13 protein-coding genes are annotated in these 17,704 nt (G+C 37.2%); 4 read left to right on the plus strand and 9 right to left on the minus strand.

Features of this window, described 5'->3' with window-relative positions:
- Positions 1-185 precede the first annotated feature (185 nt).
- Genes thrA through AC0L6O_RS15670 form a run of 4 tightly spaced genes read left to right on the plus strand, consistent with a single transcriptional unit; the run spans position 186 to position 5,218 of the window.
- Complete coding sequence (gene thrA, locus AC0L6O_RS15655) at positions 186-2,645, plus strand: bifunctional aspartate kinase/homoserine dehydrogenase I (RefSeq protein WP_473303635.1); 2,460 nt, start codon at positions 186-188, stop codon at positions 2,643-2,645.
- A 12-nt stretch (positions 2,646-2,657) separates the two neighbouring features.
- Entirely contained in the window at positions 2,658-3,590 is a 933-nt protein-coding gene (locus AC0L6O_RS15660; protein WP_473303636.1) for a homoserine kinase, read from the plus strand.
- Positions 3,591-3,599: 9 nt separating this feature from the next.
- Positions 3,600-4,118: a GNAT family N-acetyltransferase gene (locus AC0L6O_RS15665; RefSeq protein ID WP_473303637.1), complete on the plus strand. Its 519-nt coding sequence runs from the start codon at positions 3,600-3,602 to the stop codon at positions 4,116-4,118.
- A complete protein-coding gene (locus AC0L6O_RS15670) occupies positions 4,115-5,218 on the plus strand; it encodes a Gfo/Idh/MocA family protein (protein ID WP_473303639.1) in 1,104 nt (367 codons plus the stop codon). Before AC0L6O_RS15665 ends, AC0L6O_RS15670 begins: the two co-directional genes overlap by 4 nt.
- A gap of 94 nt (positions 5,219-5,312) precedes the next feature.
- Here AC0L6O_RS15670 and AC0L6O_RS15675 read toward each other — a convergent pair whose 3' ends face one another.
- From AC0L6O_RS15675 to AC0L6O_RS15715, 9 genes are all read right to left on the minus strand, one after another.
- Complete coding sequence (locus AC0L6O_RS15675; RefSeq protein ID WP_473303641.1) at positions 5,313-5,588, minus strand: hypothetical protein; 276 nt, start codon at positions 5,586-5,588, stop codon at positions 5,313-5,315.
- A 396-nt stretch (positions 5,589-5,984) separates the two neighbouring features.
- Positions 5,985-6,566: a phosphatase PAP2 family protein gene (locus tag AC0L6O_RS15680; protein WP_473303642.1), complete on the minus strand. Its 582-nt coding sequence runs from the start codon at positions 6,564-6,566 to the stop codon at positions 5,985-5,987.
- Between the two features lies 1 nt (position 6,567).
- Positions 6,568-7,452, minus strand: a complete 885-nt coding sequence (gene dapA / locus AC0L6O_RS15685) for a 4-hydroxy-tetrahydrodipicolinate synthase (protein ID WP_473303644.1) — start codon at positions 7,450-7,452, stop codon at positions 6,568-6,570.
- A gap of 109 nt (positions 7,453-7,561) precedes the next feature.
- Positions 7,562-9,316, minus strand: a complete 1,755-nt coding sequence (locus AC0L6O_RS15690; protein ID WP_473303645.1) for a GEVED domain-containing protein — start codon at positions 9,314-9,316, stop codon at positions 7,562-7,564.
- Positions 9,317-9,445: 129 nt separating this feature from the next.
- Positions 9,446-13,120 (minus strand): GEVED domain-containing protein, encoded by a 3,675-nt coding sequence (locus tag AC0L6O_RS15695; protein ID WP_473303647.1) that lies wholly within the window; start codon positions 13,118-13,120, stop codon positions 9,446-9,448.
- A gap of 147 nt (positions 13,121-13,267) precedes the next feature.
- On the minus strand, positions 13,268-15,319 hold the full coding sequence (gene ligA, locus AC0L6O_RS15700; protein ID WP_473303648.1) for an NAD-dependent DNA ligase LigA: 2,052 nt from the start codon (positions 15,317-15,319) through the stop codon (positions 13,268-13,270).
- A 74-nt stretch (positions 15,320-15,393) separates the two neighbouring features.
- Positions 15,394-15,738, minus strand: a complete 345-nt coding sequence (locus AC0L6O_RS15705) for a LytTR family transcriptional regulator DNA-binding domain-containing protein (protein WP_473303650.1) — start codon at positions 15,736-15,738, stop codon at positions 15,394-15,396.
- Positions 15,739-16,113: 375 nt separating this feature from the next.
- Entirely contained in the window at positions 16,114-17,190 is a 1,077-nt protein-coding gene (locus AC0L6O_RS15710) for a hypothetical protein (protein WP_473303652.1), read from the minus strand.
- Positions 17,191-17,283: 93 nt separating this feature from the next.
- Positions 17,284-17,670, minus strand: a complete 387-nt coding sequence (locus AC0L6O_RS15715) for a LytTR family transcriptional regulator DNA-binding domain-containing protein (RefSeq protein WP_473303653.1) — start codon at positions 17,668-17,670, stop codon at positions 17,284-17,286.
- Positions 17,671-17,704 lie beyond the last annotated feature (34 nt).

Consider the following 17,704-nt stretch of genomic DNA (forward strand, 5'->3'; position numbering starts at 1 on the left):
ATATCGAATTAATTCATTAAAAAACAAAAAAGCTTTAGGGCGAAGCCTGAAATCAATAGAAAAAGGCAGGCCAAAGCATAGCTTCAAAGAAAGCATTATCATTATATTTGCAGCCGTTTAGCTTTCCTTTATATAAATAAAGAAAAACTGAAAAATCAGTTTCAAACATTTCGAATTAAGGTAGAATGAAGGTTTTAAAATTTGGAGGAACATCTGTAGGTACTGTAGAGAGTATCAATAAGGTTCTAGCAATTATTGAAGATAATGTATCAAAAGGTAATAAAGTAGCCGTGGTTTTTTCTGCCATGGGTGGCGTTACCAATCGTTTCATAGAAATAGGCAAGATGGCCGCTGAGGATGAAACCGAATACATGGAGCACCTTCACTCGGTAGAAGAAAGACATTTCAATGCTATTAGAAGGCTGATAGATGTTAAACAGCAAAGTGAACTTATAGCCAAGGTCAAGGTTATTTTCAATGAAATTGAGGACTTACTGCGAGGCATATCTTTAATACAAGATATTTCGCCCCGTACTATGGACTTACTTTTAAGCTTTGGCGAAAGACTTTCTACTACTATTATTTCTACCACACTTAACAAAAAAGGTATTGACGCCACTTTTGTTGATGCTAGAAAATTGATAAAAACAGATAGTAATTTCAATAATGCTTCTGTTCAAATAGAACTTACCAATAAGAATATTCAAGAATTTGCGGCTGAAAACAGTGGCGTTTTATGCGTAACGGGTTTTGTAGCTTCAAATGATAAAGGAGTAACCACCACTTTAGGTAGAGGTGGTTCTGATTATACTGCTTCTATTTTTGGAGCAGCTTTAGATGCGGAAGTTATTGAAATATGGACTGACGTAAATGGAATGATGACTGCTGACCCAAGAAAGGTCAAAAACGCATTTACCATTCCTGATATTTCTTATGCTGAGGCTATGGAGTTATCGCACTTTGGTGCTAAGGTGATTTATCCACCGAGCTTAACGCCTGCCTTCTTAAAGCAAATTCCTGTTAAAGTTTTAAATACTTTTAATGCTGAGCATCCTGGAACCACGGTTTCTAAGGTTAGCAGAAGCACGCCTTATTCTATTACCGGAATTTCTTCTATTGATGAGATTGCCTTGGTAAATCTAGAAGGAAACGGCATGATTGGCGTAGCCGGAACTTCGGCCAAAGTCTTTGGCATTTTGGCAGACCACAATATTTCTGTCATCTTTATTTCGCAGGCCTCTTCAGAGCATTCTATTTGTTTTGCCATTAACCCATCTGATGCTAGCCAAGTGGAAGCCTTATTAAACGAAGGTTTTCAGCCTGAAATAGAAAGTGGTGATATTGATAAAATTAATGTACAGCCTAACTTATCTATCCTTGCGGTGGTGGGTGAAGGTATGAAGTCAAGCTCTGGAACATCAGGAAAACTATTTTCTGTATTAGGCCAAAACGGCATCAATGTGGTAGGAATAGCACAGGGGTCGTCTGAACTTAATATTTCTATTGTGATAAACAGAAAAGACATTAGCAAAGCGTTAAACGCTATCCACGAGCGATTCTTCGAGATTGACGGTTTCACTTTAAACGTATTTTTGGTTGGTCCTACCGGACTTATAGGAAAAACACTTTTAAGTCAAATTGAAAGCCAAGCGGCTTATTTAAAGAAACATAAAAACACCAACATCAAGATAGTAGGTCTGGTAAATAGCCGCAAAATGATGATTGATGCTGAAGGTTTAGCTTTGGAAGATTGGGAAGAAAACTTGAATGAGAATGGCGAAAAGGCCAATTTGAGTGAATTTATTTCTGACGTTAAAGATTTAAACTTACCGAATACTGTTTTTGTTGACTCTACAGCCAATAAGGACATTGTTCAGCATTACGCTGGAATTTTAGAAAACAACATCTCTATCATCACACCTAATAAAGTGGCCAATTCTGGTTCTCAGGTTGATTATGATAGACTTCAAAAAATTGCCAACACCAGAAATGTGCAGTTTCTTTATGAAACAAACGTAGGTGCAGGTTTGCCAATCATTAACACCCTTCAAGGTTTAATTAACAGTGGTGATGAAATTCATCAAATAGAGGCTGTTTTATCTGGAACTTTGGCATATATCTTTAACAACTTTGACGTTGATAAGAAGTTTGTGGACGTGGTGAAAGAAGCTAAAGAAATGGGTTATACAGAGCCAGACCCAAGAGAAGATTTAAGTGGGATGGACGTAGCCAGAAAAATATTAATTCTAGCTCGTGAGTCAGGTTTACAATTAGAGCCTAGTGATGTAGAATTAACACCACTTTTAAGCGAAAACTGTATGGCTGCCGCTTCTGTGGAAGACTTTTACATAGAACTTGATAAAGAAAACGCCACTTTTGAAAAGCTGATTAATGACGCTAAAGCCAAAGGACAAGTTTTAAGGTATATAGCCAAACTTAAAAACGGAAAAGCTTCCATAGCTCTTGAAACTGTGGACAAAGCTCACCCATTTTATAATTTAGCTGGCTCAGAAAACATTATTAGTTTTACCACGAGTAGGTACAAAACCAACCCGCTAGTAGTAAAAGGCCCAGGTGCAGGTGCTGAAGTAACCGCCATGGGTGTTTTTGCCGATATTATCAGTTTAAGTTCTTCATTAAATTAAGCCAACAATCCCTTGTCAGAAAGTATCAAAATATTCGCTCCTGCCACTGTGGCTAATGTATCGTGCGGCTTCGATATTTTCGGATTGGCTGTAGATAATCCCGGTGACGAAGTTATTCTTACCAAAAGAAATGACGACAAAATAGTTATTCAAGAAATCACTGGAGACGAAGGAAAACTAACCTACGACCCGGAAAAAAATACGGTTTCTGTACCTATACTTAGATATTTAGATAAAATCCAAAATAAGACAGGTTTCGACATTGTTTTAAATAAGAAAATGCCTTTGGGTAGCGGTCTTGGCAGTAGTTCTGCAAGCTCTGTTGCCGGTGTTTTTGCAGCAAATGAATTATTAAATAACCCTTTAGATATAAGCGATTTACTTCCATTTAGCATGGAAGGCGAACGTATAGCTTGTGGAGCGGCACATGCCGACAATGTAGCCCCTGCCCTATTAGGTGGTTTTGTAATAATAAGGAGTTACGAACCTTTAGATTTCATCAAAATCAACACGCCAGATGAGCTTTACGTCAGCATAGTTCATCCAGATTTGGAGGTCAATACTAAAGATGCTCGAATCATTCTTAGGCAAGAAGCTATCTTAAAAAAGATAATAGCCCAAACAGGAAATGTAGCAGGAATGGTGGCTGGACTTATGAGTTCTAATTATGGATTAATAGGACGTTCTATGACCGACTATCTAGTAGAACCAAATAGAGCCATACTTATACCTTACTTTAATGAAGTTAAACAAGCTGCCTTAGAAACGGGTGCCTTAGGTGCTAGTATTTCTGGAGCGGGTCCTTCTATTTTTGCATTTAGCCAAGGTAAAGAAATGGCTGATAAAGTGGGACAGGCCATGAAAGCCGTATTTACTACTGCCAATATACATACTAACCTGTTTGTTTCAGGTGTCAACCAAAATGGTCCTAGAATATTGGACTAACACAGTTCAATGATTAAATACCGCGAAGCCGTACCGTCTGATTACAAAGAAATAGCTCTAATACATGCTGCTAGCTGGAAAAAGCATTACAAAGGTATATTACCAGACAGTTGCCTAGACGATAACTTAGAGAGCGACAGATTAGAAATCTGGAAAAACAGATTTGCTGAAAATAATCCGAATCAAAACGTAATATTGGCAGAAGATGAAGGTAAAACCATAGGATTTGCCTGCACTTACCTACATCATAAATCTGGGCATGGTTCTTTGCTTGATAATCTACACGTTCTTGCCACACATCAAGGAAAGAGTATTGGTTTAACCTTAATGCAAAAAGCTTTTGATTGGTCAAAAGCCCATGCTCCTGACGAGAACCTTTTCTTGACAGTACTTTCTGAAAATGAATTAGCCAAAGGCTTTTACTATAAAATAGGTGGTACTCTGGAAGAAGAATACTTGGAGGAGTTCCCAAAAGGAAACAGTATTTTAGTACAACGAATCTCTTGGACTCAAAGACCTTCCCTATGATAAAGAAAGCACTAGCCCTCCTACTCCTTTGTGTATATTTCAATACAGCCGTGGCACAAAAAGAGCCCATGAAAATAGCCGTAGCAGGTTTAACGCATACGCATGTTCATTGGGTTTTACAAAGAGCTAGTGACGGTGATTTTGACTTAGTTGGCGTAGCCGAGCCAAACAAAGAACTCGCTGAAAGGTTTTTCAAACAGCATAACCTACCGCTAGATATACTTTTTGATGATATTGACACAATGCTGGAAAACACAAATCCAGAAGCTATTTGTGCTTTTAATACCATCAGAGGGCATTTGGAAGTGGTAGAAAAAGCCGCTCCAAAAGGAATACACGTTATGGTGGAAAAGCCTTTGGCAGTGAATTTAGACCACGCCAGAAAAATGGAAGCTTTGGCTAAAAAGCATCAAATTCAGCTTTTGACAAATTATGAAACTACATGGTATCCTACCAACCATAAAATCAAAGAGATTTTAGCTGATGAAAAAGAAACCTTTGGTCAAATAAGAAAAATGGTGATTCATGACGGACACCCTGGCCCTCAGGAAATAGGTTGTAATATAGAATTTTTAACATGGCTTACAGACCCTTACTATAATGGTGCAGGGGCATTGACAGATTTTGGCTGCTACGGTGCAAACCTTTCTACTTGGTTACACCCAAATGAAAAACCAATTAGTGTTACCGCTGTTACACAGCAGCTCAAACCACATATTTATCCTTTAGTGGATGATGAAGCCACCATCATAGTTACTTATTCGAATTCGCAGAGTATTATTCAGGCAAGTTGGAACTGGAATTATAACAGAAAAGACATGGAGGTTTATACCGAAAAAGGCTTTCTAAAAGCGAATACGAGGCATGAACTAGAAATCATGAAAAACGAAAAGGATGGTTCTAAGGAATATATGCTAGAAGAAAGAGCAGCTCCTTTTAATGACCCTTTTTCATATATGATGGCTGTCATTAGGAATGAAGCAAAAATGTCAAAGTCGGATTTATCTAGTTTAGAAAATAATATGACTGTGATGGAAATATTGCAAGCCGCTATGATTTCGGCTAAAGAAGGAAGGACTATTTTACTTTCTGAGTTGTAGCGAGTTGCTGCCGTTAAGCATAGACCAGCCTATCTCGTAGGATAAAGGAAAAATGTTTCAACATTTTGTAATTAATTGTGAGAATCGTTCCATCTTATTCCCTTGAAATCGTTTGTTTCAATTTCTCTTTTTCTAATAGGTATGCTTCACTCCTAACTCTATCAGGATCATTAAATATAAAATAGGTTTGAATTACAAGAGCGGTAATGATTATAGCGATACCTACAAAAATTAATATAACTAATAACCAAGGCGGTGTAACGGTAAATTTAAATGAGACTAAACCAGAAGTAATCATACTAGTGCCAACCCAAATAAAGATGGCAAGTAGGCCAGAACCATTTCTATTTAAAAAAGAAGAGTTTGTCATATCCTAAAGAATGGATTTCATGTTTAATAAAATTAAATCCATTTTATGGCCTCTGACCGCTTAAATGTATAAAGAAAAATCCACAAAGGAAAGGACAAAACTTTCAATAAGTTATTGACCAGTATCCGTACTTTTCTTTATCATTTACTCTAATACAACGAAATATTCTACCGAACCCCCATCATTTATGAAGAGATAAACTGAAATAGCCTCCACTTTCCTTCAAAATACAGGACAACTTTAAACGTTTAGGCCAAAACTTTTTTGATCATTCCTATCCTCTTCAATAAAGGAAACATGACAAGTCTTAACTTCTTGAACCATTTAAAAAGGACTATCCAAGTATTGAAGACGGGGTTCTTATCAACTAGTGCATTAATAAGTGTTTACAGAACTTTAGTTTTTATTGATAAGCTTCATAAGCTTACCGGAAACCCAAACAGAACCAGCTCCTATAACGGCACCCAATAACACGTCAGAAGGATAATGCTCTCCTGAACGAATTCTGGCATAACCTACAGCACCAGCATAGCCAAAAGCAGGAACAGCAACATACCATTTAGGAAACGTAGAAGTAAGCGAAGCAGCCGATGCGAAAGCGACGGCAGTACTACCCGATGGCATAGAAAAGCCATCTTTATATTGAATGGGATTTATTCCTTCTAATTGATTAAAAGGGCGTTCTCTTTTGATTGATTTCTTTAAAATATAGCCAATGCCATAAGTGCCAAGAATAGCCACACCCGACTGTAAACCCTTCTGTTTCAAATAAGGGTCTTTTTTGATAAGCCCTGCGGTCAATAAAGTTATTGGCGTAGCAATAGCTACATAATCGGCAGATTGGGATAAGCCTAAGAAAAAATCATCGTTGCTAACATTTCGTTCTTGATTCCATTTCAACACCCACTTTTCGTCAATATTTTGACCAAAAGCATTTAAATTGAACAGAAGAAAAAAGGAAAAAGCAATCCACTTCATCTTAAAGGAATCCTTCAGACTTCATGGCTTCTTCTATCAATTGACCTAAACCTTCACTGGCCTCTACTAAAGGAAGTCTTACACGAGCATGAGAAATGCCTCTTATCTCACATACTTTCTTAATTCCTACAGGATTTGACTCTCTATAAAGTAAGTCGTCGAAAATATGAAAACGTCTTTGTAAAGTAGCAGATGCCTTGAAATCACCATTTAAAGCAGCCCAAGTCATTTCATGAAACTCCTTTGGAAAACCATTCGCAATCACCGAAATAACACCTTGATAACCTAAAGAAACCTGTGGCGTAACCAAATTATCATCTCCAGATAAAAGAAGAAAATCTGCTGGTACTCTTTTGCTTAAATCAATGGCTTGGTCCATAGATGTAGATGCATCTTTAAGAGCAATTACATTTGGGTGAGCAGATAAGGCAATTGTGGTATCGACAGCAATAGGCGTAACCGTTCTTCCGGGAACATTATATAAAATAACCGGAACAGGACATGCATCAGCAATAGCGGTAAAGTGAGCTATTATACCGGCTTGAGAAGGTTTGTTATAATATGGACAAACTGACAAGATAGCTTCAACACCATCAAAGTTTGTCTTTGAAATATTCTCTAAAATTTGAGCAGTATTATTACCACCCAAACCATATACTATTGGTAAGTTTTTAGGATTATTTGCTTTAGAAAAGGCTAATAGTTCTGCTTTTTCAGAAAGCGTAGTAGTTGCCGACTCACCCGTAGTACCATTTACCACTAGATAATCACAACCCTCCTCTGAAACGTAGGCTATCAGTTTTTTATAAGATTCAAAATCAATGCTTAAATCTTCTTTAAATGGAGTGATTAGGGCAGCTCCAACACCTCTCAAACTATTACTCATAAAATTGCGACTTCCAATGATATTAGAAGCCGCAAAATACGTCAATTAATTGCACTTAATAAAGGAGAAAACGCTTTTAATAAAGGCATTTTTTGGCCGAACACTGACACTATTCATTATCGCAAGCTTTAATTTCTGCGGTAAAAACAGCTCCCTCACTCACCTCAAAACCTGGGTTTAAAACTACATTATCGGCACCATGAAGAATGGTATGTCCGCCAGAAATTATAATTTCTGCCACTATGCTGTTTAAACTTTCTATCAGGTTTAAACCAGAACCTACATCAATTAGTGGCTCCATTAAAATCACATCAGAAAGACAAGGATTAGGTCGTGCTGCCTGAACATTTATTTTTATACCATAATCTTCTGATTGACCAGAACCATTGAAGATATTACCAGGCAAACGGCAAGCACTTAATTGCGAAGAAGGGTCACAAACTACCCGCATTCTTAATTCTTGATTTGTCAAAACGCCTGTAGCTGGCACAGTATAATCAAAAGCGTACGTTTTATTGGGGTAACTATAGCCACTTCCTATTTCTTCTCCCACATCTTCAAAGTCACCATCATTATTATAGTCGATATAAACCTTTACGTAATTAGAATTCTTAGTCTTAATAACGACTGAGTAAGTACTATCTGGACTAACCTCGGCCTGTTTATAGCAGCTATTATCTATGCTAAAATAGCCATCTTGCGATACACTGCCACTCTCTGATACTATTTGTTCATCAAAATCAAACGAAGTAATACCAAAATAACGGTCGGCCTTATTTCCTACCGTAGGAGAACAAGCCGCAGCCATAACTATCAATGGGGCTTCTTCCAGTGCACTCGACCCAAGTAGAGAACTACGAGCCTTTAACAAAGTTCCTCGCATTCTATCTTTTTGGTCTGGAGTAAAAAGCACAGCACATTCATCCGGAACATAATTCATGATGTTTCTAAACAAATCTCCATAAGGATTTCCAGTACAAGGGTTAATTACACTAGAACCTAGTGCACAATCAAAGAGCCCATTACTTATATATGTACCCCCAAAATGCATTGGTTCTGTATCAGCACACCTGTCTCCTTGAATTGTAGGAATTGTATTTTCGGGACAAGAATAGCCCTCTTCTTCAGAACCACTAGCCCCATTAAAAGTATGATAAGTACCTAAGGCATGGCCAATTTCATGAGCAAGTAGCGAGCTCGTCTCACTTTTCAAACGGTCTGCTACCATAAGAGCTCCATCTAAATCTGCACCTACACCAGGAAAATACGCAAAGCCAATCACACCATTTCCTTTTTCACCATCTATTTCATTTACAATCCATAGATTGTAATAATTAACATTACCCCAGTTTGATTTTGATTTAGCAGCTAACTCTGCAATTCCATTTTCAGACATAGATGCTACACCATGGTCAACATAGGTTACATCCAAACTCATATCAACTCTAACAATACCTGTAGTGGCTTCACAATTAGGACTTCTTTTAGCTAAAGCAAACTCTATATTAATATCCTGACTGTCTCCATATCCATCACCTGCCCTAAACTGATTATTAAGCCTAGAAATCATTTCCTCTATTTCCTGGTCGGTCATAATGGTTACCCTAGTATCAGGTTCTAACACATGAACCACAAGTGGAATTTTGTATAAAACTTCAGAACCAGCAGCAACACGCAAACCTTTTTGACTTGCAATAAAATTATCTACTTGAGACTCATTAAGTTCAAAGCTAGAGCGATAAGAAGCTGAGTTTTTAAGCAAATCCATATGCTTAAAATCAGTAGCACAAGGCTGTGATTGACCATCACAATCAAGATATGAAGCCATCAGCACCACAAAGGCACCAATCCAATATGTCTTCATAAGATAAATGGTTAACTAAGTTTTATAAGTGTTCAACAAAAGTAAGTGCAAAACTAAACAAACAGTTCTCTATCAAGTATCTATTACTAAATTATCATCTACAATTTTCTTGTTTCAATAAGACTTAGGCTATTCACAGCCACCAATTTTCGCAAAAAAAACGGCTTCATCTTCTGCACTTGGATTGACAACAAATCCTGGCAAAAGCGTCACAGACTTTCCTGCGTCATATGTAACATTACCACCCGAGATAAGATTACTCCCAATTATCTCATCGGAACTTTGAATAAGAGAAGTCCCTGTAGTAAAATCATCGTCAGGACTTATTAAAGTAACATTCGACTCACATGGGTTTACTGGTTCATCTTCTACTATTGTCAAAATATAATCTTCTACTTCGCCATAAGTGCTTCCAGTTTCAGCTTGGCATGGCTCGGTAACTTCAATGTCGTACTCTATTTTTACTCTCATCCTCATTTGACCAATAATAACATCTTCTGGAATTGTGATATCTTGAGATTGCATTTCTATGCTATTAGCAGACTCCGACCACACTTTTTCAGACTCTTCAAAAATATGATTTCCATTAAAGTCTAACCATACCGCGAGGCCATCTGGCCATTCCGTCAGTTTACTTACCGACAAACTATAAGTTTCACCTTGAGTCAAATTCACATCAGATTTATCGTAAAGCGTAAAACCCTCTGACCCACACTCTGAAGACTCATTAAATAATTCGTTTGACAAAAACATCAAAGTTACATTACTTATAATGTCATCATCTGAGCAGTTTAAACCTGATGCTTCGCAATAAAGAGGAAGAACCGAAATGACTGCATTACTTCTAGAAGAGCTTTCACAGGTTTCTGTACAACTCGAGTAGTAAGTTGTGGACTCTGTCAAAACAGGACTTGTAAAACTATTTCCAGTAGCTATTGAACCTCCACCCGTTTCTACTTCAAACCAATTCACCGTGCCAGAACAACCGGTTGCTGTCAATGTTCCTGTTTCACCATAATCGATGGTAATATCAGTTACCGTAGGAGCATCAGGAACACCAGGACAACCCGTTATTTTTAAGTCCTTACTGTTTGAGCTCAATTCTCCGCAGAAAACATCATTAATAATGTCGTTTTGAAGGCTAGTAAAAGCTCCTTCCAAATAAGTAGACAAATCTGAGCCCCCTGCAAAAGAAAGACCATATATTTTAAAATCTCCAGCAGACAAACTCGTGAAATCGGTATTAGAAGTGAACTTCTTTATTAATCCACTAGTAGTATCATAGGCCAGATAAGTGTAATCATAAGGAGAGCCCAACTCTGGTATAACTTTATAAATAGTACCTTTAGAAACCTCTATAGTATAGCTGGATGGTAAACTTGGCAACGAATTACTAAAACTAGACATAACTATTTGATAGGTTCCAATACCCAGATTAGCAGAAAGATCAGGCGTTAAATAAATAGTATTATCACTAGGGTTCTTTTCTGCAGATGATGCTATCCAATTTGAGCAAACATTGGAAGGATTATATTCGCCACTATAAAGATTCATCACCGAACCAAAATCTCCTGTTAAGGTAAATTCATAATTGCCAATTTCAGAGACATAAAAAGTATAGACATCGTAATAATTTGAATTTGATGGTCCCCCGCAGCTTCCATCTGTATCCTTAAATGATAAATTTGAAACTGCATCTGATACTTCTAAAACTCCAGATGAAGTAGTAATAGCGTCTCCGTTTGCTATCAAATCTAGGTTTAAGCCTGCAGAACCTTCTAAACCTGTATAAGCATCATCTGGGAAAATAGTACTAGAAACAGCCTCGCATGCACCATCGGAAATAGCAATATTGACATCATTAATATCGAAAAAAACATTATTAACAGCTTCTATTTTAATACGAAACTCTGAAGAAATAATAGCAGGAACCATAATATTTTCTATGCCATCATTTGCAGTGTTAGTTACCAGTGAGCTAAAGCTAACTCCCCCGTCAGTACTTATTAAAATATTGACATTATTACAATTAACTGGAGCTGAATCTGTCCCATTAACATCCCATGTAATTGCTTTCATATCACCCTGAAACCATAAAGTAGGAGTGTTCCCTATACTTACCTGAAATGGACCAGAATCTGCAATAGTAAGCACCATTCCATCGGAATCTACGCCTCCACCACCGCTTTCATTATCTCTTACGGTAAACCTAAAATTAATATCTCTTGCTACTTGGGGTAAATCTTCACCTACATTGTCGTCAGGGTTATTTGATGAACCTAGAATATAAGCAAGGTCTGGAAATGTTCTACTCTCATGTGAAGAAGGGAGTTTACTCCGAAATAAAGGAGCGGTGGTACTATTAACTGCCGCATAACCTCCTACTCCTTGAATAGAACTACCTAGTGCCCCTTGGTCATTAGAGCTAGCTATATCAAATTGTTCCCAAACAAAAGTCAGATTTCCGTATGGTGTATTTGCATCGGTAGCTGTTCCTATTAATTCAAATGGTGTACCCTTAGGAATTATATAATCAGAACCAGCACTTGCAGCGGGAGGCGTATTTCCAGTAGCACTCGTACTAATACACGTTCCTGCCGCTCCTGAAATATTATTAAAAATCTGTTCTAAACTTTTAACATGAAAATACTCATCTTCATTAGCCCCCGAAATTACATAGTTGGTAGGGGACGAGCAGTTATTCCCATAACCCATCAAAGTAGTTCCACTCCCTGGTTCTACTGCAGCAGTGTTACTCCAGCCACTGGTACAGAAAGTAGGACTGCCTGTACTGCCACCCATGGCATTAAAAGTATGCCATGCCCTAAACTGATGCCCTACTTCATGCACATAAAGACCGGTTATAGAACCAACAGTAGCCGACTCCATAAACTGTGTCATCCCTCTTGCTTTAGAAGCATCTGAGCAAGGGTCTGGACCTGCCTGCCCGCAAATATAACATGCAGACTGAACTATATTAAAAGTGTGCCCTACATCATATTTAGATTTTGCCAACAAGCCACTTGTGGCCATATCGTTAAAGGCTGTTTGGGATTTACTTGCACTAGCAAACGTCTCTGGATTATCATAAGGGTCTGTGTTTACATTGTCAAAAATGATAGTCATGGTAGTGATAGACTCCGAAATCAATTGAAAACTTATGGCTGTTTCTATCTCAAAAATCAAATTCGCAGCATTTACAATAGACACAATTTTGTCTCTAACCTGTGCTTTTGTGCCTAGTGCCACAAACATCTCTGCCGGTGCAGCTGCAGCCATCCTATAGGTTCTTAAACTAGTTCCTACTGGAAAAGGAGCTTCTGAGGCTGTCCTATAATTCTTTATGTCAACACCACCCTCTTCTAATACATTACAAACGGCTTCTCCTAAACCGGAAACATCGCTTATTGTATAAAAATGTAGTTGTTCGTTGGTTTTATCTAAAGATTCAAAAAACACATACATCCCATGGGCCTTATAAACACCAGATAATCCTGAAGGAGTTATTGTCAATTTTATAGGGAACTGAGTATTTTCAGTAACACCTCCAAAAGTCTGTACATCAGCTGGCTGAAAACCGTTGGTGAGTTCTATAAAATTTAGATTAACCACATCTACCCCTCCATCATAAAGCGGTAATTTTATTTGAGGTGTTAAGGGATTACTTAGAAGTGAAGCATTTAAAGCCTTGACATCGAAATCAATAATCTTTCCTTCTTGGGAGGCTATCTGTTGTCCAAATGAAACCTTAGTAATTGAAAAAATAAAAAAAACTATCAGTAAACTCTTAAAATCTAGATTCATATCAAGGGGCATAGCAAACAACTTTGTCGTTTAATTTCCAGGTTTCAACACCTGAATCTATCAACAACAAAAACAATGCCCCTGAATCCAGTTATGTATAAACAGCTTTATTAGGCATACATCTACTAAAAAAATAACGCAAATATTCTACTTTTCAAAAAAAACTTGAAACTCCTCTTCTGAAATCATTGGCACGCCTAATTTTTCGGCTTTCGCTAGTTTTGACGGCCCTGCTGCTTCTCCCACAATTAGGTAAGTCAATTTCTTTGAAACTCCACTTACCAATTTGCCGCCATTGGCTTCTATTTTTTGTTCTATTTCCGCTCTTGAATAATTCTTAAAAGTACCCGTGTAAAGCAAAATCATACCTTCTAAAGCCATGCTTTCCATTTCTGAAACTACATTCTCCGCTTCAAACTGAAGACCAGCATCTTTAAGTTTCTGTATAAATAGCTTATTCTCTTCATCAGAAAAGTACTCTTTTATACTTACGGCTACCTTCTCTCCTACATCTGGCACATTTAGGAGTTCTTCCTGTGTAGCCGCTTCCAAAGCTTCAATTGTTTTAAAATAATCGGCTAGTTTTTCTGCAGTTGTTTGGCCTACAAACCTTATTCCTAAACCAAATAAGACTTTGGCAAAAGGCTGTTTTTTTGAAGCCTCTACTCCATTTAAGATATTCTCAACAGTCTTTTCCTTGAAAGAAACTCTTCTCGACTTACCCGTTAATTCATCTGTATGGACTTTTTCTAAACCTAAGATTTGGTCATGACTTAGTGCATATAAATCAGAGGCGTCTTTCAAAAGGCCATTTTCAATCAAAATCTCAATTTTCCCTTCTCCTAAACTATCTATATCTAATGCTTTTCTTTGAATAAAATGTTCTATTCTGCCTTTGACCTGCGGCGGGCATGCTTTTTCATTGGTACAGTAATAGGCAGCTTCCCCTTCGTTTCTTATAAGCTCTGTGCCACAAGCTGGGCAATTCTTTATAAACTCTACTTTCGGTTTAAATAAATCTGCATTGGGTCTGGAAGCATCTACACCCGTTATTTTAGGAATAATCTCTCCCGCTTTTTCTATAAAAACATAATCGCCCAAACAAATACCCAAACGCTCTATTTCGTCAGCATTATGAAGTGTAGCTCTTCTCACGGTGGTCATTGAAAGCTCTACAGGCTCTAATTCTGCCACAGGCGTAACCGCCCCCGTTCTCCCTACTTGGTAAGTAACTCCTTTGAGCAATGTTGACTTTGATTCCGCTTTATATTTATAAGCAATCGCCCATCTTGGACTTTTAGCAGTAAATCCTAAGTCTTCTCGCTGTGCGTAAGAATTGATTTTTATAACAATGCCATCTGTAGCACATGCTAGTTTATGCCTTTTTTCAGACCACTCCTGTACATAAGCAATAGCTTCCTGAATATTCGCCACTTTTTGCCATGAGTCAGAAACATTAAAACCCACTTTTTTTAAAGAAATTAAACTTTCCTCATGCGTTTTAAAACTATCATTATCGCTTAAAAATTGATAAACGTAACAGTCTAAATTACGCGATGCTACCACTGCCGAATCCTGCATTTTAAAGGTTCCCGCAGCAGAATTTCGTGGATTGGCCAATGGACTTTTTCCCTCTGCCACTAATTCTTCATTAATTCTATGAAACTCGGCATTGGGCATAAAGCCCTCTCCTCTAATCTCAAACGTTTCTTTATTCTGGAAGTTACCTATTTGAAGCGGCAAAGACTTCAAAGTTTTGACATTGGTGGTAATATTATCTCCCTGCGTGCCGTCTCCACGTGTTAGGGCTTGTTTTAAAATACCATTTTCATAGGTTACAGAAAGTGATATACCATCAAACTTTATTTCGCAAATGTACTCGTAAGGTGCATCTCCAAGAGTCTTTTTAATTCTTTCGTCCCACTCTATAAGTTCCTGCTCGTTATAGGTGTTTGACAGCGAAAGCATTGGATATTTATGCTTAACAGTCTCAAAATCTTTAGTAATAGTACCTCCTACTCGGTGTGTAGGAGAATCTTCCCTTATAAATTCAGGGTGAGCTTGCTCTAAATCTTCAAGCTCTTTTAATAACAAATCAAATTCCTGATCAGAAATTTCAGAAGTAGCCTCTTGGTAATATTTGAAACTATAACTGTTAAGCTTATTGGTGAGTGCGTTAATTTTATCTAAAGGCTCCATCTAAAGAGATTTGTTTGAAACAAATTTCATCAAACTGAGTCAATTTCAAAACAATTAAGGCCTAGATTTATCTATTATATAAATGAGCGTAAGATTTGCTCACGTCTTCTTCTACTTACTTTAAACTTTTCTCCTGAGTTCAAAACCACATAAACTTCCTGCTCTTGGTTTAGCACAGACTTCACATGCCTTTTATTTACCATCACTCCTTTTCGCGGAATTATGAAGCTGGAATTGTCATTTAGTTTTTCTGAATAGTGCTTTAAAGTAAAAGCTGTCAAAAAGTTAGCTTGCTCCTTTAAAAAAACCTTGGTGTAGTTTCCATATTCACTTTTAAAGTGTGTGATACTTTCAAAAGGAACCGTCTTTTTACCATAATCAAAAATAATTGAGTTACTGGTTAATGTTGAAGTTTTCATGGCAAAGTCAATGTTTATTATTTAAAAGTTTCCATTTCCAAATTAGCGTTCTGACAAATTTAAGCCTGACAATCATGGCTGTAAAGGACAAAGCCTAAGCATAAATCGCTTAAACGAGCTTCTATACTTCAAACTTAGAAACCAGAAAGACAGCAGATGGCTTTTATGTATAGATGGTAGGTTTTTCTAAATAACTGGCAGGTTCTGTTATGTGACCGTTTAATAAGGTGGCTTGAATGATACTTCAACTAATGTTTAACAAAAAAACAATAGCTATGGTCATTTTATTAAATCATTACATTACTTAGATAGATACAAAAAAACCATATCTCAGAAACTGAAACATGGTTTTTGAAATAGTCTTTTTGTACTATACTACTCTTCGTAAGTGATAAGTATACTATAAGTTTCACCCTGAAGTGAGGCTGAAACATTGGCCATGCCTATATCTGCTGAATTTACATACATCCTATAGCTTTGGCTAGATCCCGTAGCATCCTGAGGTGGATACTTCACAGTAGCTCCATTGTAAATAAAAACTTCAACAGCTAGTATCTTATCTATATCCAAGCCATGGGCTCTTGTAGTCGTTGCGTCGGCATCTGTAGTTCCTGTAAGTTTTTTCATTTTAATGTTTGGGGCTCCACTTCCACCCAACTCAGTAAAACCGTTAACCCTTAAATCTGAAGCCGTTCCTCCGCTACCACCAATCTCTACTCTACCATTAGACTCTTGATTCAAATATAAAGCTGTACCACTCGTATTATTGTAGGCATTAATCTCGTTATTATCAAAAATTAAGTGAAACCCTGTTAAACTACCAATTGCAGCTGCACCAGTGCTTGAATTTGTGGAAGTGGCAGAAGAATTTACATGAAATGGTAAAGTAGGATTATCATTAAGGATTCCAACCTTGCCATCTCCCGCCACTGTAAGAACATTCCCAGTAGAGGTATGCCAAACATTCCAACGAGAATCAGTAGCAGCAGAAGCCACGTTGGCGGAAATCATCCATTTACTTGCCCGAGACAAATTCTCAAAATTTAATCTATTAAAACCTGTTGCAGACGAATGTAATAATCTTAAACTAGCATTAGTACCACTTGAAGAGGAATTTGCAACATCTAACTTGGCCCCAGGGTTTGAAGTACCAATACCAACATTTCGACCAAAATCGAGCTGAACTGTCATGACTCTGTTTCCGTCCCCTACAAAATGAAATTCATCTTCATTATCCTGATATTGCAAACCATAATCATTAAAATTTGGACTATGAGAAATAATCATTTTATCTGGATTAGATACACCAGACTTAAACATATTTAAACCAGGAAACGAACCTGAATTACTTATTATGTTACCATTACTGTTATTTCCAGGCAATATTTCCACCGATTGGGAATAAGATATGGTAGTGGTGAGAAGGAAAAATGCGAGTATAATTTTTTTCATGTCTGAATAATTTAAAGATTTGCTTAAAAGATTTCTAAATTTATAATGTCCACTCAATAAAATTTGAAAGTTTTTATCTAATGGTTGAGGGTTTTATTTTATGGCTTCTCTTATTTCTATACTTAGTTCATTGTCATTTATGTATTCAATTAATGCACGCCCTTTTCTTCTTGAGAGTGGAAGAGTTTCTCCTGTTTCTAATCTCGCAAACAATGCTCCTGACTTAGTCAAAACTTCTTTCACAAAATTGAGATTTACCAGAAGCCCCTTTCTTGGTGAGAAAAAATCTGAATTAGCTTTAAGTTGTTCTGAAAACAATCGAAGTGTGAAAGAAGAGGTTAATGAATCTCCATTTGCCACATTTATATTACTATAATTTCCATCTCCTTCTATGTACTTAATTGATGGTGTGTGAATCATCCGTTTACCATGATTCAAAATAATACATGGCACTCCTGTTTTTGTAATGAAAATTTTCATGGCTGTTTTTTTAATTTATTCTATATTCTACTTC

Source organism: Arcticibacterium sp. GJ41-1, assembly GCF_055808875.1.